We start from the raw sequence: 18,675 nt of genomic DNA, 5'->3' as shown, positions 1-18,675 counted from the left end.
CCGGGGGCCGCCCCCGGCCCCGCCCGCGCCGCCCCGCGGGCGCGGGGTGGTGTCCCCGTGTCCGGGGGGGGGGGGGGGGGGCCGGGCGCCCCCCCCCCGCCACACACGTTTCGTCCCTACCTCAGCGCCGGGGGGCGAGCAGAGCGGTGAGCATGTCGCGCAGCCAGTCGCGCAGCGCGTCGAGATCCGGGTCGAGCAGCAGCCGTTCGGCCGCCGCGTCGTGGATCGTGAGGACCGCCGCCGTCAGCGACTCGGGGTCACGCAGCCCGGGCGGCATGGTGTCGGGGTCGACAAAGGCGGTCACGATCGGCTGCAGCGTTTCGCGCAGCGCCTCGCGGTGCCGGATCAGGGTGGCCGCGGTGTCCGGGTCGCGCGCCGCGTACAGCATGAAGTCGGTGCGTACGAGGACCCAGGTGCGGTCGATCAGCAGCGCGCCCACCACCCGGTCGAGCAGGACCGCGAGACCCTCGTCGGGAGTGGCGCCGTCCAGCGCGTCCCGCACCTGGTCCGTCACGAGCGCGGCCTGCCGCTCGTAGAGCGCGAAGAACAGCTCGTCGAGGCTGTCGAAATTGGAGTAGAAGGCGCCGCGCGTATACCCGGCGGCCTCGCAGATCTCCTCGATTCCCGCGCGGCCGAAGCCGCGCTCGGCGAAGACCGTGAGCGCCGCGCCCAGCAGCCGTTCCCGGGTCTCGGCCCGGCGCCGGGTGACGCGGGTGGGGGTGCCGTCCGCGCGTCGTCCGCTGCGCAGCGCCCGGCGGTCGACCGCGCTGTTACTGGCTTCCGTCATGCGCTCCATCCTAGTTCGATACACTCGTGTATCCGATACGATTGTGTATCGAACTCGTCGGTGATTGAGGAAGTGCGGATCAGTGAGCCAGGTGGATACGGACCCCACAAAGACCCCGGTGCGGAGCACGGAAGGGGAGTCGCGGCCGGAGTCGGACGCGGACCGGCCGGGAGGCGAGGGCGCGGCGTCCCGGGGATGGTGGGCGCGGCTGCGCGGCGCGGTCCCGGCGCGCGTCGCGGCCATGCTCGTCGGCGCGCTGCTGCTGCAACTGGGATTCGTCCTGTCGTACGTGGGCGCGTTCCACCACCCCGAGCCGCACCGCATCCCGATCGCCGTCGCGGCGCCGGAACGGGTGGCCCCGGACGCGGTGCGGAAGCTCAACGGGATGCCCGGCCAGCCGCTGAAGGCCACCGCCACCGATGAGGCCACGGCCCGCGAGCGGCTGCGTACGGGGGAGATCAGCGGGGCGCTCATCGTGAAGCCCGGCTCCCGCACCGACACCCTCCTGACCGCCGGTGCCGGTGGCGCCTCCACGGCCACCGCGCTGGAAACGGTGATCGCGAAGGCCGAGAAGGCGCAGGGCCGCACCGCGTCCGTCGTGGACGCCTTCCCCGCGCAGGCGGGCGACGCCCGGGGGCTGAGCAGCTTCTACCTGGTGGTGGGCTGGACCGTGGGCGGCTATCTGTTCGCCGCGCTGCTGGGCATGTCCCTCGGTGCCCGCCCGGCCACCGCGCGCGGCGCCGGGCGGCGGCTGCTGGCGGCCGTTCCGTACGCGGTGCTGTCCGGCCTGGGCGGCGCGGCGATCGTGGGCCCGCTGCTCGGCGCGTTGAACGGCCACTTCCTCGCGCTGTCGGCGATCGGGGCGCTGGTCGTCTTCGGCGCCGCCGCCATGACCATCGCCTTCCAGGTGCTCTTCGGCGTCCTGGGTATCGGCGTCACGATCCTGCTGTTCGTGGTCCTCGGCAACCCCAGCGCCGGTGGCGCGTACGGCCCTGAGCTGCTGCCGCCGTTCTGGCGGGCGCTGAGCCCCGCGCTACCCAACGGCGCCGCGACCCATGCCGTGCGCCACATCATGTACTTCTCCGGCCACGGCATCGCCGCCAACCTGGCGGTGCTGGCCGCCTACGCCCTCGGCGGCACGCTGGTCAGTGTCCTCGGCGTCACCCTGATCCGCCGTCGGCGCGCAGCAGTCGCCGCCGCATGACCAGCCATCCGCAGCCGAACGCCGGAAGCGCGACCGCCCAGGTCAGCGCATCCGGCGCGGCGCGGCCGGTGGCCGCGTGCACGGCCACCGTGCTGGCCAGCCACCCGGCCGTGGCGCCCACCAACCCGGCGAGCAGCGAGCCGAGCCGGGCCGGTGCCCGGCTCTCCGGCGGGGTGGCCAGCCACAGCACCAGCGTGGCCAGCAGGAGGGCGAGTGCGCCGAGCAGGGCGATGAGCGCGGGCACCGCGGGAGGCGGCAGGAACGGGACCTCGTACGCGAAACTCTGGATCGCGGCGAGCACCATGAGGACCGCGCCGAGGAACGCGCTCTGCAGCAGATTGACCTTGCTCTGCCGCTGCTGCGCGGCCACCTCCTGACGCTGCGTCAGCTCCCGGCGGCGCTGGAGGGCGTGTTCCGCCTCGACCGTCAGGGCCGTCAGCGCGTCCCGGGCCCGTTCCCGGTCCGCCTCCAGATAGACCAGGCCGTCGCCCAGCCGCTGGACGAACCACGCGGCCAGCGCGAGGTCTTCGGCGAACGGGCCGTGGCCGCCCTCGGGGACGCCCGCGGCGTCCCGCTGGGCGCGCATGTTGGCCTCGGCGACGCACACGGTGGTGCGCATCTCCCTGAGCCTGGTGATCCACTGGGTGAGGCCCGTGGAGCCCGCGGTGAGCGACAGCAACCGGGTGCGCCACCGGGCGAGTTCCTCGCCACGGTCGTGCGTGTGCTCGTCATCGGCGGTGTCGTCGTCCGGGGATGCGCGGTCCAGCGCCGCGAGGGCGCCGTCCACGACCGCCCCCGCCGGGGAGGCGAGATCGCTGTCGTGCGCGGCGTGCACCCGCGTCTCGTACCGCAGCTTCGCCGCGTCCGCCAGATACCGGGCGAACGGTGGCGGTGCGTCACCGCCCTGGCTCCACAGCCACAGTTCGGTGTCCCGGGGGCCGTCGCCACCGTCGTCCGCCACCGCGACGAAGCGCCGCGACGGCCGGGTGGCGGAATCGCCGGTGGCCTCCCACAGGGTGACCTCGGGGCGGGCCAGCACGACGCCCGGCCCCAGCGGCAGGGGCAGTTCGGCCCGTATCGCCCCGACCAGCTCCCGCACACCGACCGGCTCGGTGCCGGACGGGGCGCGATAGGCGACGAACAGCCGCGCCTCGCCGACGACCCACTCCCGCTCCGGGCCCCCGTCCGCCCCCGCGATCCGTGTCCACCGCCGGTCCCAGGTGTCCCAGGCCCCCCGCTCACCCGCGACGGGCGACAGCGCCACCGACAGACACAGCAGATCGTGGTGGCGCCGCAGCACCGCCTGTGCCAGCCCCGCACGGTCGCGCCGCGCCGCCACCGCCCCCGCCGCCGGAAGCCCGGCCAGCTCCTCGGGGAGCGTGTCGGGCAGCCCCGTCGCGGCGGCGGAGCGGACCATGCCGAGCTGCGTCCCGCACGCCGCCCACACCTCCCGCAGCCGCCGGTACGACGCGCTCCGGCGCGGCCCGGTCGTGGCCACGAAGAGGTGGACGACGAGCGACTGATCAGTGAGGGTCACCACCGGCCGGTGCGCCCTCCGTGAGGTCGAGGTCGTCGTCATCGGGCCCGCTCCGCAGGGCATGCACCAAGCGGCCCAGCCGCTCCAGGGTTTCGGGCGAGGCGGGCTCGTGCCCGTCCCCCTCCTCGCCCGCGCGCAGTCGCACCCGCGACGGCCCCACCAGTTCCAACCGCCCCGTCACCGCGCCCAGCGCCCGCGCGTCCCCGGCCGCAACCGCAGCCTCCAGCGCCCCCAGCGCGCGCTCCACATGCGCCCAGTCCGCACGCGGCAGCACCAGCCCGGCGACCCCCGCGAGGGCCGCCGCGGCGTCCTCACGTAATTCCGCCGTGACCCGGCCCCGCTCCGACACTCCCATGGCCCCAACTTACCGGCATTGGGGTGAAAAGGGATGAGTACAGATATCTACCCGGGCCGCGCTCAGTCGCCGTGGGTGACGCGGATCTTGGACTGGCCGTGCGGAAGCTCCTCCCAGTCCTCCATGAAGCGGGCCGCCAGGCCGTGTTTCCCGGCGAGGTCGATGAGGGTTTCGGTGCGGTAGTAGAAGTCCTCCCGCAGGACCTGGTGCTCCTTGCCCTCGGTACGGTCGAAGGTGAAGTCGAACCAGCCGCCCGGCGCCAGCACACGGCCCACGTTGGCCAGGCACTCGTCGATGACCGGCAGCGGGGAGTGGGAGAACACGCTGTGGGCGTGGACGACGTCGAAGTGGGCCTCGGGCAGAAAGCGCAGGGTGAGGTCGCGGACGGGGGTGAGGTTGGGAAGCCGGTCCTGCAGTTCGGTGTGGACCAGGGTGTCCTGTGCGGCGACCAGGATGTCGGGGGAGATGTCGACGCCGTAGTAGTGGCCGGGTTCGAGGTGGCGGATGAAGCGCCACCCCGCGCGCAGATTGCCGCAGCCGATCTCCAGCATGCGGTGCTCGGGGCGCAGACCGTGCTTGACCAGGTAGTCGAACTGCATCGCGCCCAGCGCCAGCCACCGCTCCCGGGTACGGCCGCCGACCGCCGCGTCGGCGCTGGCACGGGTGTCGGAACGCATCACGGCGCGGTAGTAGTCGACGTGGTCCGGGAAGCGGCGGCGCAACCAGGCGTCCCGGGTGGCCCGCACCAGGTGGCGCGGTACGCGTTCGGGGTGACGGAGCGCGTAGGAGACCCGGTGGCCGAGGCTGGCACGGTTGACGGTGACGTTCTTGGCGGGCATGAATGATCCTTTCCCGGGGACGCGGGCTGTGTGTCGCGAGCCCTGGATTCAGCATCGGTGCGGGTGACGGCCGTGGGCGTCGGAGGACCGGCTAACGGCCCAAGGCGGTTCGGGTGACGGCGGGGTCAGCCGATCGGATGATGCGGAGCGCGGCGGCCTGTCATAGGACTGGCTACAGAAGAGCGAGGGAAGGTGCGGCGATGCGGAGCGGTCCGGCGGCGGAGGCTCGCGAGGTCGAGTGGGCCGATCCGGACGGCCGGTGGCTGCGGGTGGTCCTGGACGGGGCGTTCCTGCTGCTGCTCGGCTCGTCACTGGTCCGCTTCCTGACCCGCGATCAGAGCCGGACGCACACCGGATATGCCGTCGCCCTGTTCGTCGCCTTCGGGCTGCTGTACGTGCTCGGGCGGCTGCTGGCCCCCGCGCCACGCCCCGGCGCCCGGCCGAGCGCGCGGCATCTGGCCTGGCTGGGGGCGGTGTCGGCGGTCTGGGCCGGGCTGCTCGCCCTCGCACCGAGCGCCACGTGGTGTGCCATGCCGCTGCTGTTCACCGGGCTGCAGACGCTGCCCGTGCGCATCGCGGTGCCGCTGGCGGCCGTGCTCACCGTGGCGGTCGTCGCCACCGAGCTGCGGCTCTCCCACCAAGGGCTCAACCCGAATGTGGTGGTCGCCCCCGTGGCCATCAGCGCCGTCGCCACCGCCGTGCTGGTCCATCTGCAGCGCCAGGCGGCCCGGCAGCGCGTCCTGATCGACGACCTGGTCCGCACCCGCCGCGATCTGGCCGCCACCGAGCGGCGGGCGGGCATCCTCGCGGAGCGGCAGCGGCTGGCCAGCGAGATCCACGACACCCTCGCGCAGGGTCTGTCCAGCCAGGGGATGCTGCTCCAGGCCGCCGACCGCACCTGGGAGACGGACCCCGACGCGGCGCGCCGCCATATGCGGGACGCGGCCGGGATCGCCTCCCGCGGCCTCGCCGAGGCCCGCCGGTTCGTCCAGGACCTGGCCCCCGCCGACCTCGCCGACCGCACCCTCGCCGAGGCGCTGAGCGCGCTGGCCGACCGCGAGTGCGGCGAGGGGCTGACCGTCGGCTTCCGGCTCGACGGCATGCCGGGCCCGGTGCCGGAGCGGGTCGAGGCCGCGCTGCTGCGTATCGCGCAGGGCGCCCTGGCCAACGTGCGGGAACACGCCTGGGCGACCCGGGCCGCGCTCACCCTGACCTGGCTGGACGACCAGATCTCCCTGGACATCGCCGACAACGGCCGTGGCTTCGACCCCGAGCGCCCCCGGGCGGCGGACACCGGCCGGGAGCGGGGCCACGGGCTGCCCGCCATGCGGGTGCGGGCCCGCCAGCTCGGGGGCACGCTCACCGTCGAATCCACCCGGGGCGAGGGCACCGTCGTATCGGCGGCCGTCCCCCTCGCCACGCCCTGACGTCACACCCGCATCACACGGAGGACCGCCGCACCATGACCACCCCGCCCGACGCCACCCCGCCCATCCGGCTGCTGCTGTGCGACGACCACGCCGTGGTGCGCGCCGGGCTGCTCGCGCTGCTGTCCAGCACCGCGGGGATCGAGGTGGTCGGCGAGGCGGGCAGTGGCGAGGAAGCGCTGGCCATGGCCGCGCGCGTACGCCCCGACGTGGTGCTCATGGACCTCCAGCTCGGCGACGGCATGGACGGAGTGGAGGCCACCCGCCGACTGGCCTCCGGTACCCCCGGGGCGGCGCCGGAGGAACCGGCCCCGCGGGTGCTGGTGCTCACCATGTTCGACACCGACGCCGACATCGCCCGGGCCATCGAGGCGGGCGCCACCGGCTATCTGCTCAAGGCCGAGCGGCCGGAGGAGCTGTTCGCGGCGATACGGAACGCGGCGGCCGGGCGCACCGCGCTCTCGGCGCCGGTCGCCGACCGGCTGATGGCCCAGCTGCGCACACCCCGCCCCGCCCTCTCCGAGCGGGAGCGGGAGATCCTGCAGCAGCTCGCCCGGGGGCTGGGGAACCGGGAGATCGCCCGTGCCCTGTTCATCAGCGAGGCCACGGTGAAGACCCACCTGGGGCGGATCTACGGCAAGCTGGGCGTGGACACCCGGGCGGGCGCGGTCGCCGTCGCCACCGAGCGGCGGCTGCTGGGCTGATCGTTACGACCACACATCGGATGTTCCGCTCCCTCGCGGGGTGGCCTTCGCGGAGCCCGCCCGGCAGGGGTACGGCCCCCGGCCCCCGGCCTGCGGGAGCGCCCGCGACGAGCGCGAAGAGACATCCCAACTATGGTCGCGCGGCAGGGGGACGATTGTCGCGGAATTGGGGCCGTACGACGCCTTGACACCCCAATACATCGGATGTTCTGATGCCGATGCGTCCTGGTAAATGGGACCGGCCGAATGGAGCCGCCGTGGGTCGGATCAACGCCTTACCCCGCATCTGACGTTCCCCATCTCATCCCTCACGCCCCCGCCGCGATCGCGGCTTCTCTCCAGCATCCGCACGCGCATTCATTCCGTGCTGCCGGAGTACGTCCATGTGAGCACGCAAATTGAAGTGGACACTGCTATGAAAAGACGACTCCTCGTGAGTGCTACCGCGGCTGCCGCCGCATTGGGTCTCACGTTGTCGGGATGCTCCTCCGGCGGCGGCACGTCGGGCCAGTCGAAGGACAAGCTCACCTGGTCGATGTGGATCGCCGGTTCGGCGGACAAGGCGGCCTGGCAGAAGGTCGCCGACGCGGTCAAGGAGGACGGCGGCGCGAAGGTCACCATTCAGGGGGCGCCGTTCGAGGATTACTTCACCAAGCTCCGCACCCAGCTCAGCGCGGGAAGCGCGCCGTGCATCGTCAGCATGCAGAGCCTCCGCGCGGCGAACTACACGGACGTCCTGCTGCCGCTCGACTCCCTCGCGAAGAAGCAGGGCGTCGACCTGTCGCAGTTCGACACCACCGCGCTCGACGCGCTGAAGGTCGACGGAAAGATCTACGCCCTGCCGTACGACACCGGGCCCATGCTGCTGTTCTACAACAAGGACCTCTTCAAGCAGGTGGGCGCGAAGGCACCGGAGCCGGGCTGGACGGTGAAGGAGTTCGAGACCGCCGCGGCGAAGTTCAAGGCCGCGGGGAAGAAGATATTCGGCTCGGCGATCGGGGACATGAACCTCGAGTCGATGATCCTCGGCTACAACGGGGGCCGCGTCATCAAGGAGGACGGCACGCTCGACCCCTCGGACCCGAAGTTCGCCAAGGGCTTCGACTACCTCGGTTCGCTCGTGAAGAACGGCTGGGCCACTCAGGCGAGTTCGGACACCTCGGTCGCGTCCAACGACTTCGTGGCCAAGAAGGTGGGCATGTACCCCGACGGCCCCTGGTCGCTCCTCGACCGGAAGGGCAAGGCCAATTTCGACATCGGGATCACGACCATTCCCGTCGGCACGGCCGGTGCCACCCCGTCCACCTACTCGGCGGGCTCCGGCTTCGGCGTCTCCAAGCAGTGCAAGTACCCCGACCAGGCCTTCCAGGCGGTCAAGACGATGACCAGTCAGAAGGTGCTGAAGGGGCTGGCCGAGCAGGGACGGGCCTTCCCCGGTCGCACGGCGGCGCAGCAGGCGTGGTACGACAACGCGAACATCGCGGGTGTCGAGACCGTGCTCAAGGCGGCGCAGAAGGCGTCGACCCCACTGCCCGGGAACAAGCAGAGCGACCAGCTCCAGCAGCTCTTCTTCCAGTACGGGATCCAGGCCCTGAACGGGCAGCAGTCGGGAGCGCAGACGATGAAGTCGATCGCCGGACAACTCCAGAAGTGAGCCTGAGAGGTCGGGAAATGACGGAATCGGTGTCCCAGCCATCGCCCGCGTCGATGTCCGCTGTTCCTCCCGGGGCGGCGTCGGCGGTGCCGGTGGCTGGTACGGGTGCCGCCGACGTGGGGGTCGCGGCACGGGAGGGGCCGAAGCACAAGGCGGGGCGGCGGCCCGGGGAGGGGGAGCGGTCGGGGCGGCGGCAGATCGGGCGGCGCTCGTGGTGGGGCGCCGTGTTCGCCACTCCCCACTCGCTCGGGCTGGCGATCTTCACGGTGGTCCCCATCGTCGCCTCCCTCGTCGTGAGCTTCATGAACTGGCCGATGCTCGGTGAGCACTCCTGGACCGGCCTCGACAACTACCGCCAGCTCTTCGCGGACGACACCTTCTGGATCGTGGCGCGGAACACCGTCGAGTACGTGGTCCTCTATGTGCCGCTGAACCTCGTGGTCTCGCTCGGACTCGCGGCCTGGCTGACGCCGCGGATCCGGCACCGGCACGTCTTCCGGGTGCTGTTCTTCATTCCGACGATCACGCCGCTGGTGGCGAATGTCGTCGTGTGGCGGATGCTCTACCAGCCCGATGGCTTCATCGACGCGACGATGCAGTCGACGATCGGGGTGAACGCGCCCAATTTCCTCGCGGACGGCACGTGGGCCATGCTCGCGGTGGTCGCGATGAGCGTCTGGGCGGGTTTCGGCTACAACATGCTGATCTTCTCCGCCGCTCTCGACGCGGTGCCGGAAAACCAGCTCGAGGCCGCCCAGATCGACGGCGCGAGTGCGTGGCAGGTCTTCTGGCGCATCAAATTCCCGGCGATTTCCCCGTCGATCTTCTTCGCGACGATGATGACGCTCATCACCTCGTTCCAGGTGTTCACCCAGCCGTTCCTGCTGACCAAGGGCGGCCCGGGGACGGAAACCGAGACGCTCGTGCAGTACATCTACAACACCGGCTTCCAGACCCAGCAGCTCGGGCTCGCCTCCGCGGGAGCCTGGGTGCTCTTTGTGATCATTCTCGGCATCACGGCGGTCCAGTTCCTCGGCCAGAAGCGTTGGGTGCACTATGAGTAGCGACACGCGGCCGGTGAAGGCCGCTTCACGGACCCGGCAGGCCATCGGCTATCTGCTGCTGTGCCTGATCGCGCTGGCGTTCATGTCGCCGCTCATCTACATGGTGGCCACCAGCCTCAAGCCCGAGGCCGACACCTTCACCACGCCGCCGACGCTCTGGGGATCGGAGCTGCGCTGGCAGAACTTCGCGGATGTCTTCAGCTATCTGCCGTTCCAGCGGTTCATCCTGAACGGCGTGTTCGTCGCCGCCGTCGGCACCGCCATCAACGTCGCGGTCGCGGCGTTCAGCGGATACGCCTTCTCGCGCCTTCGCTGGCGCGGCAGGAACGTCGTCTTCGTCCTCTTCCTGGCGACGCTGATGATCCCGCAGGACGTTCTCATCATCCCGATGTACGTGATGATGCAGAACTTCGGCTGGGTGGACACCTTCCAGGCGCTCATCATCCCGTGGGCGTTCACCGCGCTGGGCGCGTTCCTGCTGCGGCAGTTCTTCCTGACCGTGCCGCAGGAGCTGGACGACGCCGCCCGCGCCGACGGGGCGGGGACGGTGCGGACCTTCATCGCCGTGATGCTGCCGCTGGCCCGCCCGACCCTGGCCGTGCTGGCCGTCTTCACGTTCATCAGCTACTGGAACTCCTTCCTGTGGCCCCTGGTCGTCGTCAACGACGTGAACGCCCGCGCGACCATCCCCCTCGGTCTCCAGGCGTTCTTCGGCCAGCAGGGGACCCAGTGGAGCCTCGTCATGGCGGCGTCGGTGATTTCGATGCTGCCGACCGTGATCCTCCTGATGCTCCTTCAGAAGCACCTCATCCGCGGCATCGTCACCAGTGGCCTCGGCGGCCGCTGAACCGCAGCCCTTCCCGAAAGGAATCCGCTTTAATGGCCATCCCCGCCTGGTTCACCGAGGACCGCTTCGGCATGTTCGTCCACTGGGGCCTGTACGCACTCCCCGCCCGCCACGAGTGGGTGAAGAACCGCGAGCGGATCACCGACGAGGACTACGACCGCTACTTCCGCCACTTCGAACCGGACCTCTACGACCCCCGCGAGTGGGCGCGGTCCGCCAAGCGCGCCGGAATGAAGTACGTCGTGCTCACCACGAAGCACCACGACGGCTTCTGCCTGTGGGACTCGAAGCTGACGGACTACACCTCGATGCACACCCCCATCGGCAAGGACCTGGTCCGCGAGTTCGTCGACGCCGTGCGCGCCGAGGGGCTGCGCGTGGGCTTCTACCACTCGCTCATCGACTGGCACCACCCCGACTTCGTCATCGACGGTCTCCACCCGCGCCGCGACGACCCGCCGGAGGAGATCGCGCGGCTCAACGAGGGCCGCGACATGGCCCGGTACCGCGCGTACCTCCACGGCCAGGTCGAGGAGCTGCTGACCGACTACGGCCGCATCGACTACCTCTTCTACGACTTCTCGTACAAGCGCGGCAGGCACAGCGAGGTGTTCAACGCCAAGGGGGCCGACGAGTGGGGCTCGGAGGAACTCCTCGCGCTCACCCGCCGCCTCCAGCCCGGGATCATCGTCAACGACCGGCTGGAGATCCCCGGTGACCTCGTCACCCCGGAGCAGTACCAGCCCGACAAGCCCATGGAGGTCGACGGCGAGCCGGTGGTCTGGGAGGCCTGCCAGACCCTCAACGGCAGCTGGGGCTACGACCGCGACAACCTCAACGTCAAGAGCGTCGAACTGCTGCTCCGGATGCTCATCGACGGCGTCGCCAAGAACGGCAACATGCTGCTGAACGTCGGGCCCACCGGGCGCGGCGAACTGGACCCGACCGCCGCCGCCACGCTGGAGGGCATCGGGGAGTGGATGTCCCGCCACAACCGCTCGATCTACGGCGCTGGCCCCTCCGCCCACCGCGCCCCGGTCGACACCCGCTACACCCAGCGCGGCAACCGCCTCTACCTCCACCTCTTCGCCTGGCCCTTCACCCATGTGCACCTCGCCGGGCTGGCGGGCAAGGTCGAGTACGCGCAGCTGCTGCACGACGCGTCCGAGATCCACTACCGCGAGATCGACCCGTCGGCCACCGCCCAGAACACCACCATCGGCGGCCAGCCGCCCGGCACCCTCACCCTGTCCCTGCCGGTGGTCCGGCCCGATGTCGCGGTGCCGGTCGTGGAACTCTTCCTGCGGGAGGGCGCCTGACGGGCGGCCGGCACCGGGCCCAGCTCACAGCTCCAGCACGGCGTGCACCGGCAGATGGTCGCTGGGGAACTGCCCGCCGGAGGAGTAGGTGTCGATGGCCGCGTAGCGGGTCCGTACGCCCCGCGAGGTGAGGATCCAGTCGATCCGGTCGCCGTCCGGCACCAGCGGCTTGTAGCCGTGGAAGGTCGCGTACAGCTTGCCGCGCCGGTCGGCGGTGTCCCATGAGTCGGCGAGCAGGCCGCCGTCCAGCAGGGTGTCGTAGACGGAGTTGCCGTGGGCGGCCACGTTGAAGTCCCCGGTGACGATCCGGGGGAGCGACGGGTCCAGCCCGGCCAGCCGGGTGTTGATCAGGACGGCGGCCCGCTGCCGGGCGTACTGGCTGACGTGGTCCAGATGGGTGTTGAGGGCGTAAAACTGCTTGCCGGTGACCTGGTCGTGAAAACGCGCCCAGGTCACCATGCGCACCACGGCGCCGCCCCAGGTGTTGGAGCCGATCACATACGGGGTGTCGGACAGCCAGAAGTGGTCGAACTCCAGCGGCTCCAGCCGTCTCGTGTCGTAGAAGACGGCCATGAACTCATCGCGGCTGCCACCCGCCCGGCCCGTGCCCAGCCAGTCGTAGCGCGGGCCGAGATCGGCGGCGATGTCGCGCAGTTGGCCGTACAGCCCCTCCTGGGTGCCCAGCAGATGCGGCTCGGCGCGGCGCAGCAGCTCCCGCATGACTGGGCGGCGCTGCGCCCAGGTGTTGGGCGCGGTGTCGCTGGCGTAGCGCAGGTTGAAGGTCATGGTGTGCAGCTGTGAGCCGCCCACGGGGACGGCCGGGCCGTCCCCGGCGGTGTCGGCCCGGGCCTCCGGCTGGGTGGCGAGCGGAAGTCCGAGAGCTGCGGCGGCCGCGGCGCGCATACCGTGGCGACGGCTGAACAGCGGTGCGGGCATGGCTCCTCCAGATGTCCGGCGATGACACCAGTATCAGGCCGACTGGTAGGAATGAAGTGGCCTGCGGGAGCCGTGAGTTGAAACGAAACGCGTCCGGATGCGAAACGCGAGGCGCACACCCGGACGCCGCCTCAGGGGAGTTCCGGCAGCCGGGGGGTGTAGAGCCAGGCGGTGAGCAGCGCGTCCAGGGGCCGCTCCGTGTGGCGCCGCGCCAGGGCCGTGAACTCCATGGTGGTGACGGTGGCGTGGCGGTGGGTGGCCGTCCACTCCCGCAGCACCGCGAAGAAGGCGTCGTCCCCGAGGACCGTACGCAGCGCGTGCAGCGTCAGGGCACCCCGGTGGTAGAGCCGGTCGTCGAACATCCGCGCCATGCCCGGGTCCGCGACCAGCAGATCCTGCGGCTGCTCGGCCAGCGCGGCCCGGAACCGGGCGGCGTGGACGGCGGCCGGGACCCCGCCGGACACCTCCGACCACAGCCACTCGGCGTACTTGGCGAAGCCCTCGTTCAGCCAGATGTGGCGCCAGTCGGCGACGCTCAGGCTGTTGCCGAACCACTGGTGGGCCAGCTCATGGGCCACCAGCCGCTCACAGCCGCGCTGCCCGTCGACATGGTTGGAGCCGAAGACGGACAGCGTCTGCGCCTCGACCGGCACTTCCAGCTCGTCGTCCGTCACCACCACCGCGTACTCGTCGAACGGATACGGGCCGAAGAGATCCTCGAAGGCGGCCATCATCCGGGGCTGGCGGGCGAAGTCGTGGTCGAAACGGTCGCGCAGCCGCGGCGGTACGGCCGCCCGCTGGGGCACCCGGCTCACGGCCGGGTCCGTCAGCTCGACCAGGTCGTACAGGCCGATCTGGACGGTGGCGAGATACGTGGACATCGGCGCCGGGTGCTCGTACACCCAGGTCGTGGTGGAGGCGCTGACCGTGCACGACTCCAGGGTGCCCGCGGCGACCACCGTGTACGGCGACGGCGCGGTCACCGCGATCCGGTACGACGCCTTGCCGGCCGGGTGGTCGTCGCACGGGAACCAGGACGGCGCGCCGATCGGCTGGCCGGCCACCAGCGCCCCGTCCTCCAGCTGCTCCCAGCCCAGGTCGCCCCAGTGCCGGGTCTTCACCGGCCGGGGCACCCCGACGTACCGCACCTCGACGGTGAACGGCGTCCCGGCGGGCAGCGGGCGGGCCGGGCGGACGCGCAGCTTGTCCGCCCGGTGGGTGTAGCGGGCCGCGCGGACCCCGTCGACCAGCACCCCGTCCACCCGGAACGCGCCCAGGTCGAGGCTGAATCCGGACAGCGGCTCGCCCGTCGCGCCCGGCTCGGCGACCGCCGAGATCCGGGCCCGGCCCGAGAGCCGCCCGGTGCTCGGACGGCAGTTCAGCTCCAGGTCGTAATGGGTCACCCGGTAGCCGCCGTTGCCGTGCCCGGGCAGATACGAGTCCCCGGACCTGTCCGCGCCGACCGCCCCGACCGCGCCGCCGGGCGCCGCCTGCGCCCGGCGGCCGCCCTTGCCCCTGCTCACTTCGCCGTACCCTCCGTCTTCCGCATGTCCCGCTCCTTCTCCGGCTGCCACGCCGCGATCGGGTTGCCCAGCCACCGGGTACCCGCGGGCAGTGCCTCGCCGCGCATCACCAGCGACGCCGGACCCACCGTGGCACACGCGCCCACCGTGGCGCCCGGCAGCACGATGCCATGCGGGCCCAGGGTCGCGCCCTCCTCCAGGACGACCTCGTCCATGCGCATGATCCGGTCGTGGAAGAGATGGGTCTGCACCACGCAGCCCCGGTTCACGCTCGCCCCGGCGCCGATCCGCACCAGGTCGGCCTCGGGCAGCCAGTACGTCTCGCACCAGGCTCCGCGCCCGATGCGCGCGCCCAGCCCCCGCAGCCACCAGTTCATCAGCGGCGTACCGGACACGGCCCCGGCCAGCCACGGCACCGCCAGCACCTCCACGAAGGTGTCCGCCAGCTCGGTGCGCCACACGAACGAACTCCACAGCGGCCGTTCGGTGGCCCGGAACCGGCCCACCAGCAGCCACTTGGCCAGCACCGCCACGACGCACGCCACCAGACCGCCCGCGATGAGCAGCACGCCGCCCGCCGCCAGCGCGGCCGGGAAGCCGAACCGTCCGGCGATCGCGCCGAAGGCGGCCAGCACCAGCACCGCGAGCGCCGTGCTGCCCATGACGGGTACGATCCGGCACAGTTCGACGGCGCCACGCGCCCACTTCAGCCGCCGCGCCGGACGGTACGTACGGCTCTGGTCGCCCTCCTCGGCCGCCCTCGGCAGCTTCATCGGCGGCATCCCGAGCCACGAGCTGCCCGCCTTGGCGCCCTTGGGCGCCGCGGACAGCACGCCGACCAGACCGCGCTTGGGGACCGAGCTGCCGCCCGCGGCCATACCGGAGTTGCCGAGGAACGCCATCTTGCCGACCCGCGACTCGGCGATCCGCAGCCGTCCGCCGCCCAGTTCGTACGACGCCACCATGGTGTCGTCGGCGAGGAACGCGCCGTCGCCCACCGTCGTCATCGACGGCAGCGCCAGCACGGTGGACGCCTCGACCCCGCGCCCCACCTTCATCCCGAGCGCCCGCAGCCACACCGGGGTGAACAGGCTCGCGTACAGCGGGAACAGATGCACCCGCGCCATGTCCATCAGCCGCTCGGTGGCCCACGCCTGCCAGGCGACGCGCCCGTGCACGGGGTGCTGGCCCGCGCGCAGGCCGATGCCGAGCGCCCGTACCCCGGCCAGGATGAGCAGCGCGTAGCAGACCATCCCGGCCACGGTCGCCAGCGGCACCGCGGCCAGCGCGTGGAGCAGCGCCGGGACCGGCTCGTGGGTGCCCCGGACGAACAGCACGAGGACGGCGAGCGCGGGCAGCAGCGCCAGCGCGGGCAGCAGAGTCAGCGCCAGCGAGGTGAGCCCGTACACCACGGCCCAGCGGCGGGTGCGCTCCGGCCGGTCCTCGGGCCGGTGCTGCGCCGCCTTGCCGGACTTGGCGGCCGGTACGCCCGCCCAGCGGCGCCCCGCGGGCACCGCGCCGGTCACCCCGGACCCCGGGGCGATCTCGGCGCGCTTGCCGATCCGGGCGCCGGGGAAGAGCGTGCTGCGCGCGCCGACCGTGGCGCCCGCGCCGATCCGGATGCGGCCGATCCGCAGCCGGTCGCCGTCCAGCCAGTGGCCTGACAGATCGACCTCGGGCTCGACCGCGCTGCCCCTGCCGAGCTTGAGCATCCCGGTCACCGGCGGCAGCGCGTGCAGATCGACATCCGGGCCGATCCGCACGCCCAGCGCCCGCGCGTAGTGGGTGAGCCAGCTGCCCGACAGGCCGGTGGCACCGCTCAGTTCGGCCAGCTTCTCGGCCGTCCACAGCCGCAGATGGACGCCGCCGCCGCGCTGGTACGTCCCCGGCTTGAGCCCCCGCAGCAGCAGCCGCGCACCGCCCGCGGCGATCGCGATCCGGCCCGGCGGCGATACGAAGAGCAGCCAGCCGAGCGCGATCCACCACCAGGAGACGGTGGGCGCCCAGGGCGCGGAACCCAGCAGATGCAGCGTATTGAGGACGGCGGCCGCGGCCACGCCCCAGCGCAGCCCGGCGACCGTCAGCAGCGGCAGCGTCAGCAGCGACTGCGCGAGGCCGGTGCGCCGGGGGACGGGCCGCACGGTGCGCGAAGCCGTCGCCTCGCAGCCCATCGCGTCCAGCGTCCGGGCGAGCGCGCCCAGCCGCGGGTTCTGGTAGATGTCGCTGACCGACCCGCTGGGGTAGCGGTCCCGGATGCGCGAGACGAGCTGGGCGGCGGCGAGGCTGCCCCCGCCCGCCGCGAAGAAGTCGGCGTCCGGCCCGCTCGCGGGGGTGCCCAGCACCTCGCCCCACAGCTCGGCCAGCCAGCTCTCGGTCCCGGTCAGCGCGTCCGGGGTCGCGGCCGTGCCGACGCCCGGCAGCGGCCAGGGCAGCGCGGCCCGGTCCACCTTGCCGGAGGTACGGGTCGGCAGCGTGCCGACCACCGCGAGCAGCGGCACCAGCGCGGCGGGCAGCACCTCCCGCAGCCGGTCCAGCGCGTCCGCCTGGTCGAAGCCGTCGTCTTCTTCGGGTCCTTCGGGCACGACGTAGCCCACCAGCAGCTGGTGGCCCGCCTTCGTCGTCCGTACCGCGGCCGCGGCGCCCGCCACGCCCGGCAGTGCCTGCAGCGCGGCGTCCACCTCGCCCAGCTCGATCCGGCGGCCGCCCAGCTTGACCTGTTCATCGGCCCGGCCGACGAACAGCAGCCCCTCCTCCTCGGCGCGCACCAGGTCACCGCTGCGGTACGCGCGCGACCAGCCCAGGGCCGGGAGCGGGGCGTACTTCTCGGCGTCCTTCGCCGGGTCGAGATAGCGGGCCAGACCGACCCCGCCGATCACCAGCTCGCCGACCTCACCCATGGGCACGACCTCGCCCCGGGAATCCACGACGGCCAGCTCCCAGCCGTCGAGCGGCAGCCCGATCCGCACCGGACCCTCGCCGGTCAGCTGCGCCGCGCACGCCACGACGGTGGCCTCGGTCGGACCGTAGGTGTTCCACACCTCACGGTCCTCGACCGCCATCCGCTCGGCCAGCTCCGGCGGGCACGCCTCGCCGCCGAAGATCAGCAGCCGTACGTCGTCCAGCGCCTCCACCGGCCACAGCGCGGCCAGTGTGGGGACCGTGGAGACCACGGTGATCTCCTGCTCGACCAGCCAGGGGCCCAGGTCCACACCCGTGCGCACCAGCGACCGGGGCGCGGGCACCAGACAGGCGCCGCTGCGCCACGCGAGCCACATCTCCTCACAGGACGCGTCGAAGGCCACCGACAGACCGGCCAGCACCCGGTCGCCCGGCCCCATGGGCTCATCGGCCAGGAACAGCCCGGCCTCGGCGTCCACGAACGCGGCCGCGCTGCGGTGGGTGACGGCGACGCCCTTGGGCTTGCCCGTCGATCCGGAGGTGAAGATGATCCACGCGTCGTCGCCGGGCCCAGGCCGGCCGGGGCCGCCGTGCGGCTCGGCGCGCACCGTCATCTCCAGGCCGGCGCCGAGCACCACGCTCACCTCGGCCTCGGAGAAGACCAGCTCGGCCCGCTCGTCCGGGTCCTCCGCGTCCACCGGCACATACGCCGCGCCCACGGCCAGCACGGCCAGGATCCCGACGTACAGATCGGCGGTGCCGGAGGGGACGCGGATGCCGACCCGGTCGCCGACGCCGACGCCCGCCCCGGCCAGCCGCCGCCGCACCCGCTCCACCTCGGCCAGCAGCGCCCGGTAGCTCAGCGCGGCCTTGCCGTCGTCGACGGCGGGGGCGTTCGGGTGGCGGCGGGCGGTCGCGCCGAGGACGTCCATGAGGGTGCGCTCGGCGTGGGTGCCGCGCCCCGGGAACAGGGCGGGCGGTGCCACGGGCTCCGCGGCGGGCGCGGGCAGCGGTTCGGTCAGCGTCTGGGACTCGTCTACTACAGTCATCCGGCCTCTCCGGCTTCGGTGGACCGAGAGTTCGGCGACACCGTCCGGACCACCGGACCATCGGCCTCTGCCATACCGGCTCCACACTGAGCCGGGTCCCGAACACCCGCTCGCGGCTGAGGGATGCCGCGAGGGCGAACACTCGGGGCGGCCTTCAGCGGCCGCCCCGAATCCGCGGCCACCGATGGCCGGAAGGGCTTGTTCCGCCCCCCAACCGAACCGACGCCGCGCACGCCGAACAGGCAGTTTACCCAGTGTTAACAGGAGCCGCTCGTGTTACGGGATGCCCGCGCCCCCGGGCGAGGGCCACGCCGCCCATCGGCCCGCCCCTCGCGCACACTCCCGCCAGTCGCACATCATGCCTGGTGGGGGCTGGTTTCCCGGGGGACGCCGCACCCCTCAGAAGCGGCTGATCATCCTGTGTCCGGACTCACAGGAGCCCTGGTCAGGGCGGACCCTCTCCGATCAGCACCTCCGACCGGGCGGCGCTTGGCCGATCGTGCAAAGCGATCCGGGCCATCTTGGCCGATGC

Annotated in this window: 14 protein-coding genes; 7 read left to right on the top strand and 7 right to left on the bottom strand. The window is 72.3% G+C overall.

Translation table 11 applies throughout. The features are described 5' to 3' along the window. Positions 1 to 121: 121 nt before the first annotated feature. A complete protein-coding gene (locus ACFV9T_RS18965; protein WP_385441650.1) occupies positions 122 to 787 on the bottom strand; it encodes a TetR/AcrR family transcriptional regulator in 666 nt (221 codons plus the stop codon). Positions 788 to 905: 118 nt separating this feature from the next. Here ACFV9T_RS18965 and ACFV9T_RS18960 point away from each other — a divergent pair, with 118 nt between their 5' ends. Continuing rightward, on the top strand, positions 906 to 1,991 hold the full coding sequence (locus tag ACFV9T_RS18960) for a DUF3533 domain-containing protein (protein WP_385441647.1): 1,086 nt from the start codon (positions 906 to 908) through the stop codon (positions 1,989 to 1,991). On the opposite strand, the gene ACFV9T_RS18955 is transcribed toward ACFV9T_RS18960, so the two are convergent. From ACFV9T_RS18955 to ACFV9T_RS18945, 3 genes are all read right to left on the bottom strand, one after another. Further along, a complete protein-coding gene (locus ACFV9T_RS18955) occupies positions 1,948 to 3,528 on the bottom strand; it encodes a CATRA conflict system CASPASE/TPR repeat-associated protein (RefSeq protein WP_385441644.1) in 1,581 nt (526 codons plus the stop codon). The two genes, ACFV9T_RS18960 and ACFV9T_RS18955, sit on opposite strands and share 44 nt — an antisense overlap. Then, the gene (locus ACFV9T_RS18950) at positions 3,515 to 3,883 is read right to left on the bottom strand and encodes a CATRA system-associated protein (RefSeq protein ID WP_385441643.1); all 369 of its coding nucleotides are present in this window, start codon (positions 3,881 to 3,883) and stop codon (positions 3,515 to 3,517) included. The genes ACFV9T_RS18955 and ACFV9T_RS18950 overlap by 14 nt, the downstream gene beginning before the upstream one ends. Before the next feature lie 62 nt (positions 3,884 to 3,945). Beyond that, positions 3,946 to 4,722, bottom strand: coding sequence for a class I SAM-dependent methyltransferase (locus ACFV9T_RS18945; protein WP_385441641.1), 777 nt, complete (start codon positions 4,720 to 4,722; stop codon positions 3,946 to 3,948). 200 nt (positions 4,723 to 4,922) lie between these two features. On the opposite strand from ACFV9T_RS18945, the gene ACFV9T_RS18940 reads away from it, so the two are divergent. The 6 genes from ACFV9T_RS18940 (at position 4,923) to ACFV9T_RS18915 (ending at position 11,737) form a co-directional block, all read left to right on the top strand. Further along, complete coding sequence (locus tag ACFV9T_RS18940) at positions 4,923 to 6,149, top strand: sensor histidine kinase (protein ID WP_385441638.1); 1,227 nt, start codon at positions 4,923 to 4,925, stop codon at positions 6,147 to 6,149. A 35-nt stretch (positions 6,150 to 6,184) separates the two neighbouring features. Beyond that, on the top strand, positions 6,185 to 6,853 hold the full coding sequence (locus tag ACFV9T_RS18935) for a response regulator (protein ID WP_385441637.1): 669 nt from the start codon (positions 6,185 to 6,187) through the stop codon (positions 6,851 to 6,853). A 433-nt stretch (positions 6,854 to 7,286) separates the two neighbouring features. Continuing rightward, positions 7,287 to 8,507, top strand: a complete 1,221-nt coding sequence (locus ACFV9T_RS18930; protein ID WP_385441636.1) for an ABC transporter substrate-binding protein — start codon at positions 7,287 to 7,289, stop codon at positions 8,505 to 8,507. Between the two features lie 53 nt (positions 8,508 to 8,560). Beyond that, complete coding sequence (locus ACFV9T_RS18925; protein ID WP_385441634.1) at positions 8,561 to 9,571, top strand: carbohydrate ABC transporter permease; 1,011 nt, start codon at positions 8,561 to 8,563, stop codon at positions 9,569 to 9,571. Beyond that, positions 9,564 to 10,418, top strand: a complete 855-nt coding sequence (locus ACFV9T_RS18920; protein ID WP_385441633.1) for a carbohydrate ABC transporter permease — start codon at positions 9,564 to 9,566, stop codon at positions 10,416 to 10,418. The genes ACFV9T_RS18925 and ACFV9T_RS18920 overlap by 8 nt, the downstream gene beginning before the upstream one ends. Beyond that, positions 10,415 to 11,737 (top strand): alpha-L-fucosidase, encoded by a 1,323-nt coding sequence (locus ACFV9T_RS18915; protein ID WP_385441722.1) that lies wholly within the window; start codon positions 10,415 to 10,417, stop codon positions 11,735 to 11,737. Before ACFV9T_RS18920 ends, ACFV9T_RS18915 begins: the two co-directional genes overlap by 4 nt. A gap of 24 nt (positions 11,738 to 11,761) precedes the next feature. On the opposite strand, the gene ACFV9T_RS18910 is transcribed toward ACFV9T_RS18915, so the two are convergent. From ACFV9T_RS18910 to ACFV9T_RS18900, 3 genes are all read right to left on the bottom strand, one after another. Further along, positions 11,762 to 12,673, bottom strand: coding sequence for an endonuclease/exonuclease/phosphatase family protein (locus ACFV9T_RS18910; protein ID WP_385441630.1), 912 nt, complete (start codon positions 12,671 to 12,673; stop codon positions 11,762 to 11,764). Positions 12,674 to 12,804: 131 nt separating this feature from the next. Then, positions 12,805 to 14,196 (bottom strand): M1 family metallopeptidase, encoded by a 1,392-nt coding sequence (locus ACFV9T_RS18905; protein ID WP_385441629.1) that lies wholly within the window; start codon positions 14,194 to 14,196, stop codon positions 12,805 to 12,807. Further along, positions 14,193 to 18,143 carry a Pls/PosA family non-ribosomal peptide synthetase gene (locus tag ACFV9T_RS18900; protein ID WP_385441627.1) on the bottom strand — a complete coding sequence of 1,317 codons (3,951 nt, stop codon included), beginning with the start codon at positions 18,141 to 18,143 and terminating at the stop codon, positions 14,193 to 14,195. The genes ACFV9T_RS18905 and ACFV9T_RS18900 overlap by 4 nt, the downstream gene beginning before the upstream one ends. Between the last annotated feature and the right edge of the window lie 532 nt (positions 18,144 to 18,675).

Source organism: Streptomyces sp. NPDC059850 (assembly GCF_042731515.1).
Lineage (GTDB): Bacteria > Actinomycetota > Actinomycetes > Streptomycetales > Streptomycetaceae > Streptomyces.
The sequence above is the reverse complement of the archived record's forward strand: the minus strand, read 5'-3'. Positions and strand labels throughout refer to the sequence as shown.

Bases quoted from the DNA above. Each gene is read 5' to 3' on its own strand.
- ACFV9T_RS18900 (WP_385441627.1), bottom strand. From the start codon at position 18,143: ATGACTGTAGTAGACGAGTCCCAGACGCTGACCGAACCGCTGCCCGCG.
- ACFV9T_RS18935 (WP_385441637.1), top strand. From the start codon at position 6,185: ATGACCACCCCGCCCGACGCCACCCCGCCCATCCGGCTGCTGCTGTGC.
- ACFV9T_RS18945 (WP_385441641.1), bottom strand. From the start codon at position 4,722: ATGCCCGCCAAGAACGTCACCGTCAACCGTGCCAGCCTCGGCCACCGG.
- ACFV9T_RS18965 (WP_385441650.1), bottom strand. From the start codon at position 787: ATGACGGAAGCCAGTAACAGCGCGGTCGACCGCCGGGCGCTGCGCAGC.
- ACFV9T_RS18950 (WP_385441643.1), bottom strand. From the start codon at position 3,883: ATGGGAGTGTCGGAGCGGGGCCGGGTCACGGCGGAATTACGTGAGGAC.
- ACFV9T_RS18940 (WP_385441638.1), top strand. From the start codon at position 4,923: ATGCGGAGCGGTCCGGCGGCGGAGGCTCGCGAGGTCGAGTGGGCCGAT.
- ACFV9T_RS18925 (WP_385441634.1), top strand. From the start codon at position 8,561: ATGTCCGCTGTTCCTCCCGGGGCGGCGTCGGCGGTGCCGGTGGCTGGT.
- ACFV9T_RS18910 (WP_385441630.1), bottom strand. From the start codon at position 12,673: ATGCCCGCACCGCTGTTCAGCCGTCGCCACGGTATGCGCGCCGCGGCC.
- ACFV9T_RS18920 (WP_385441633.1), top strand. From the start codon at position 9,564: ATGAGTAGCGACACGCGGCCGGTGAAGGCCGCTTCACGGACCCGGCAG.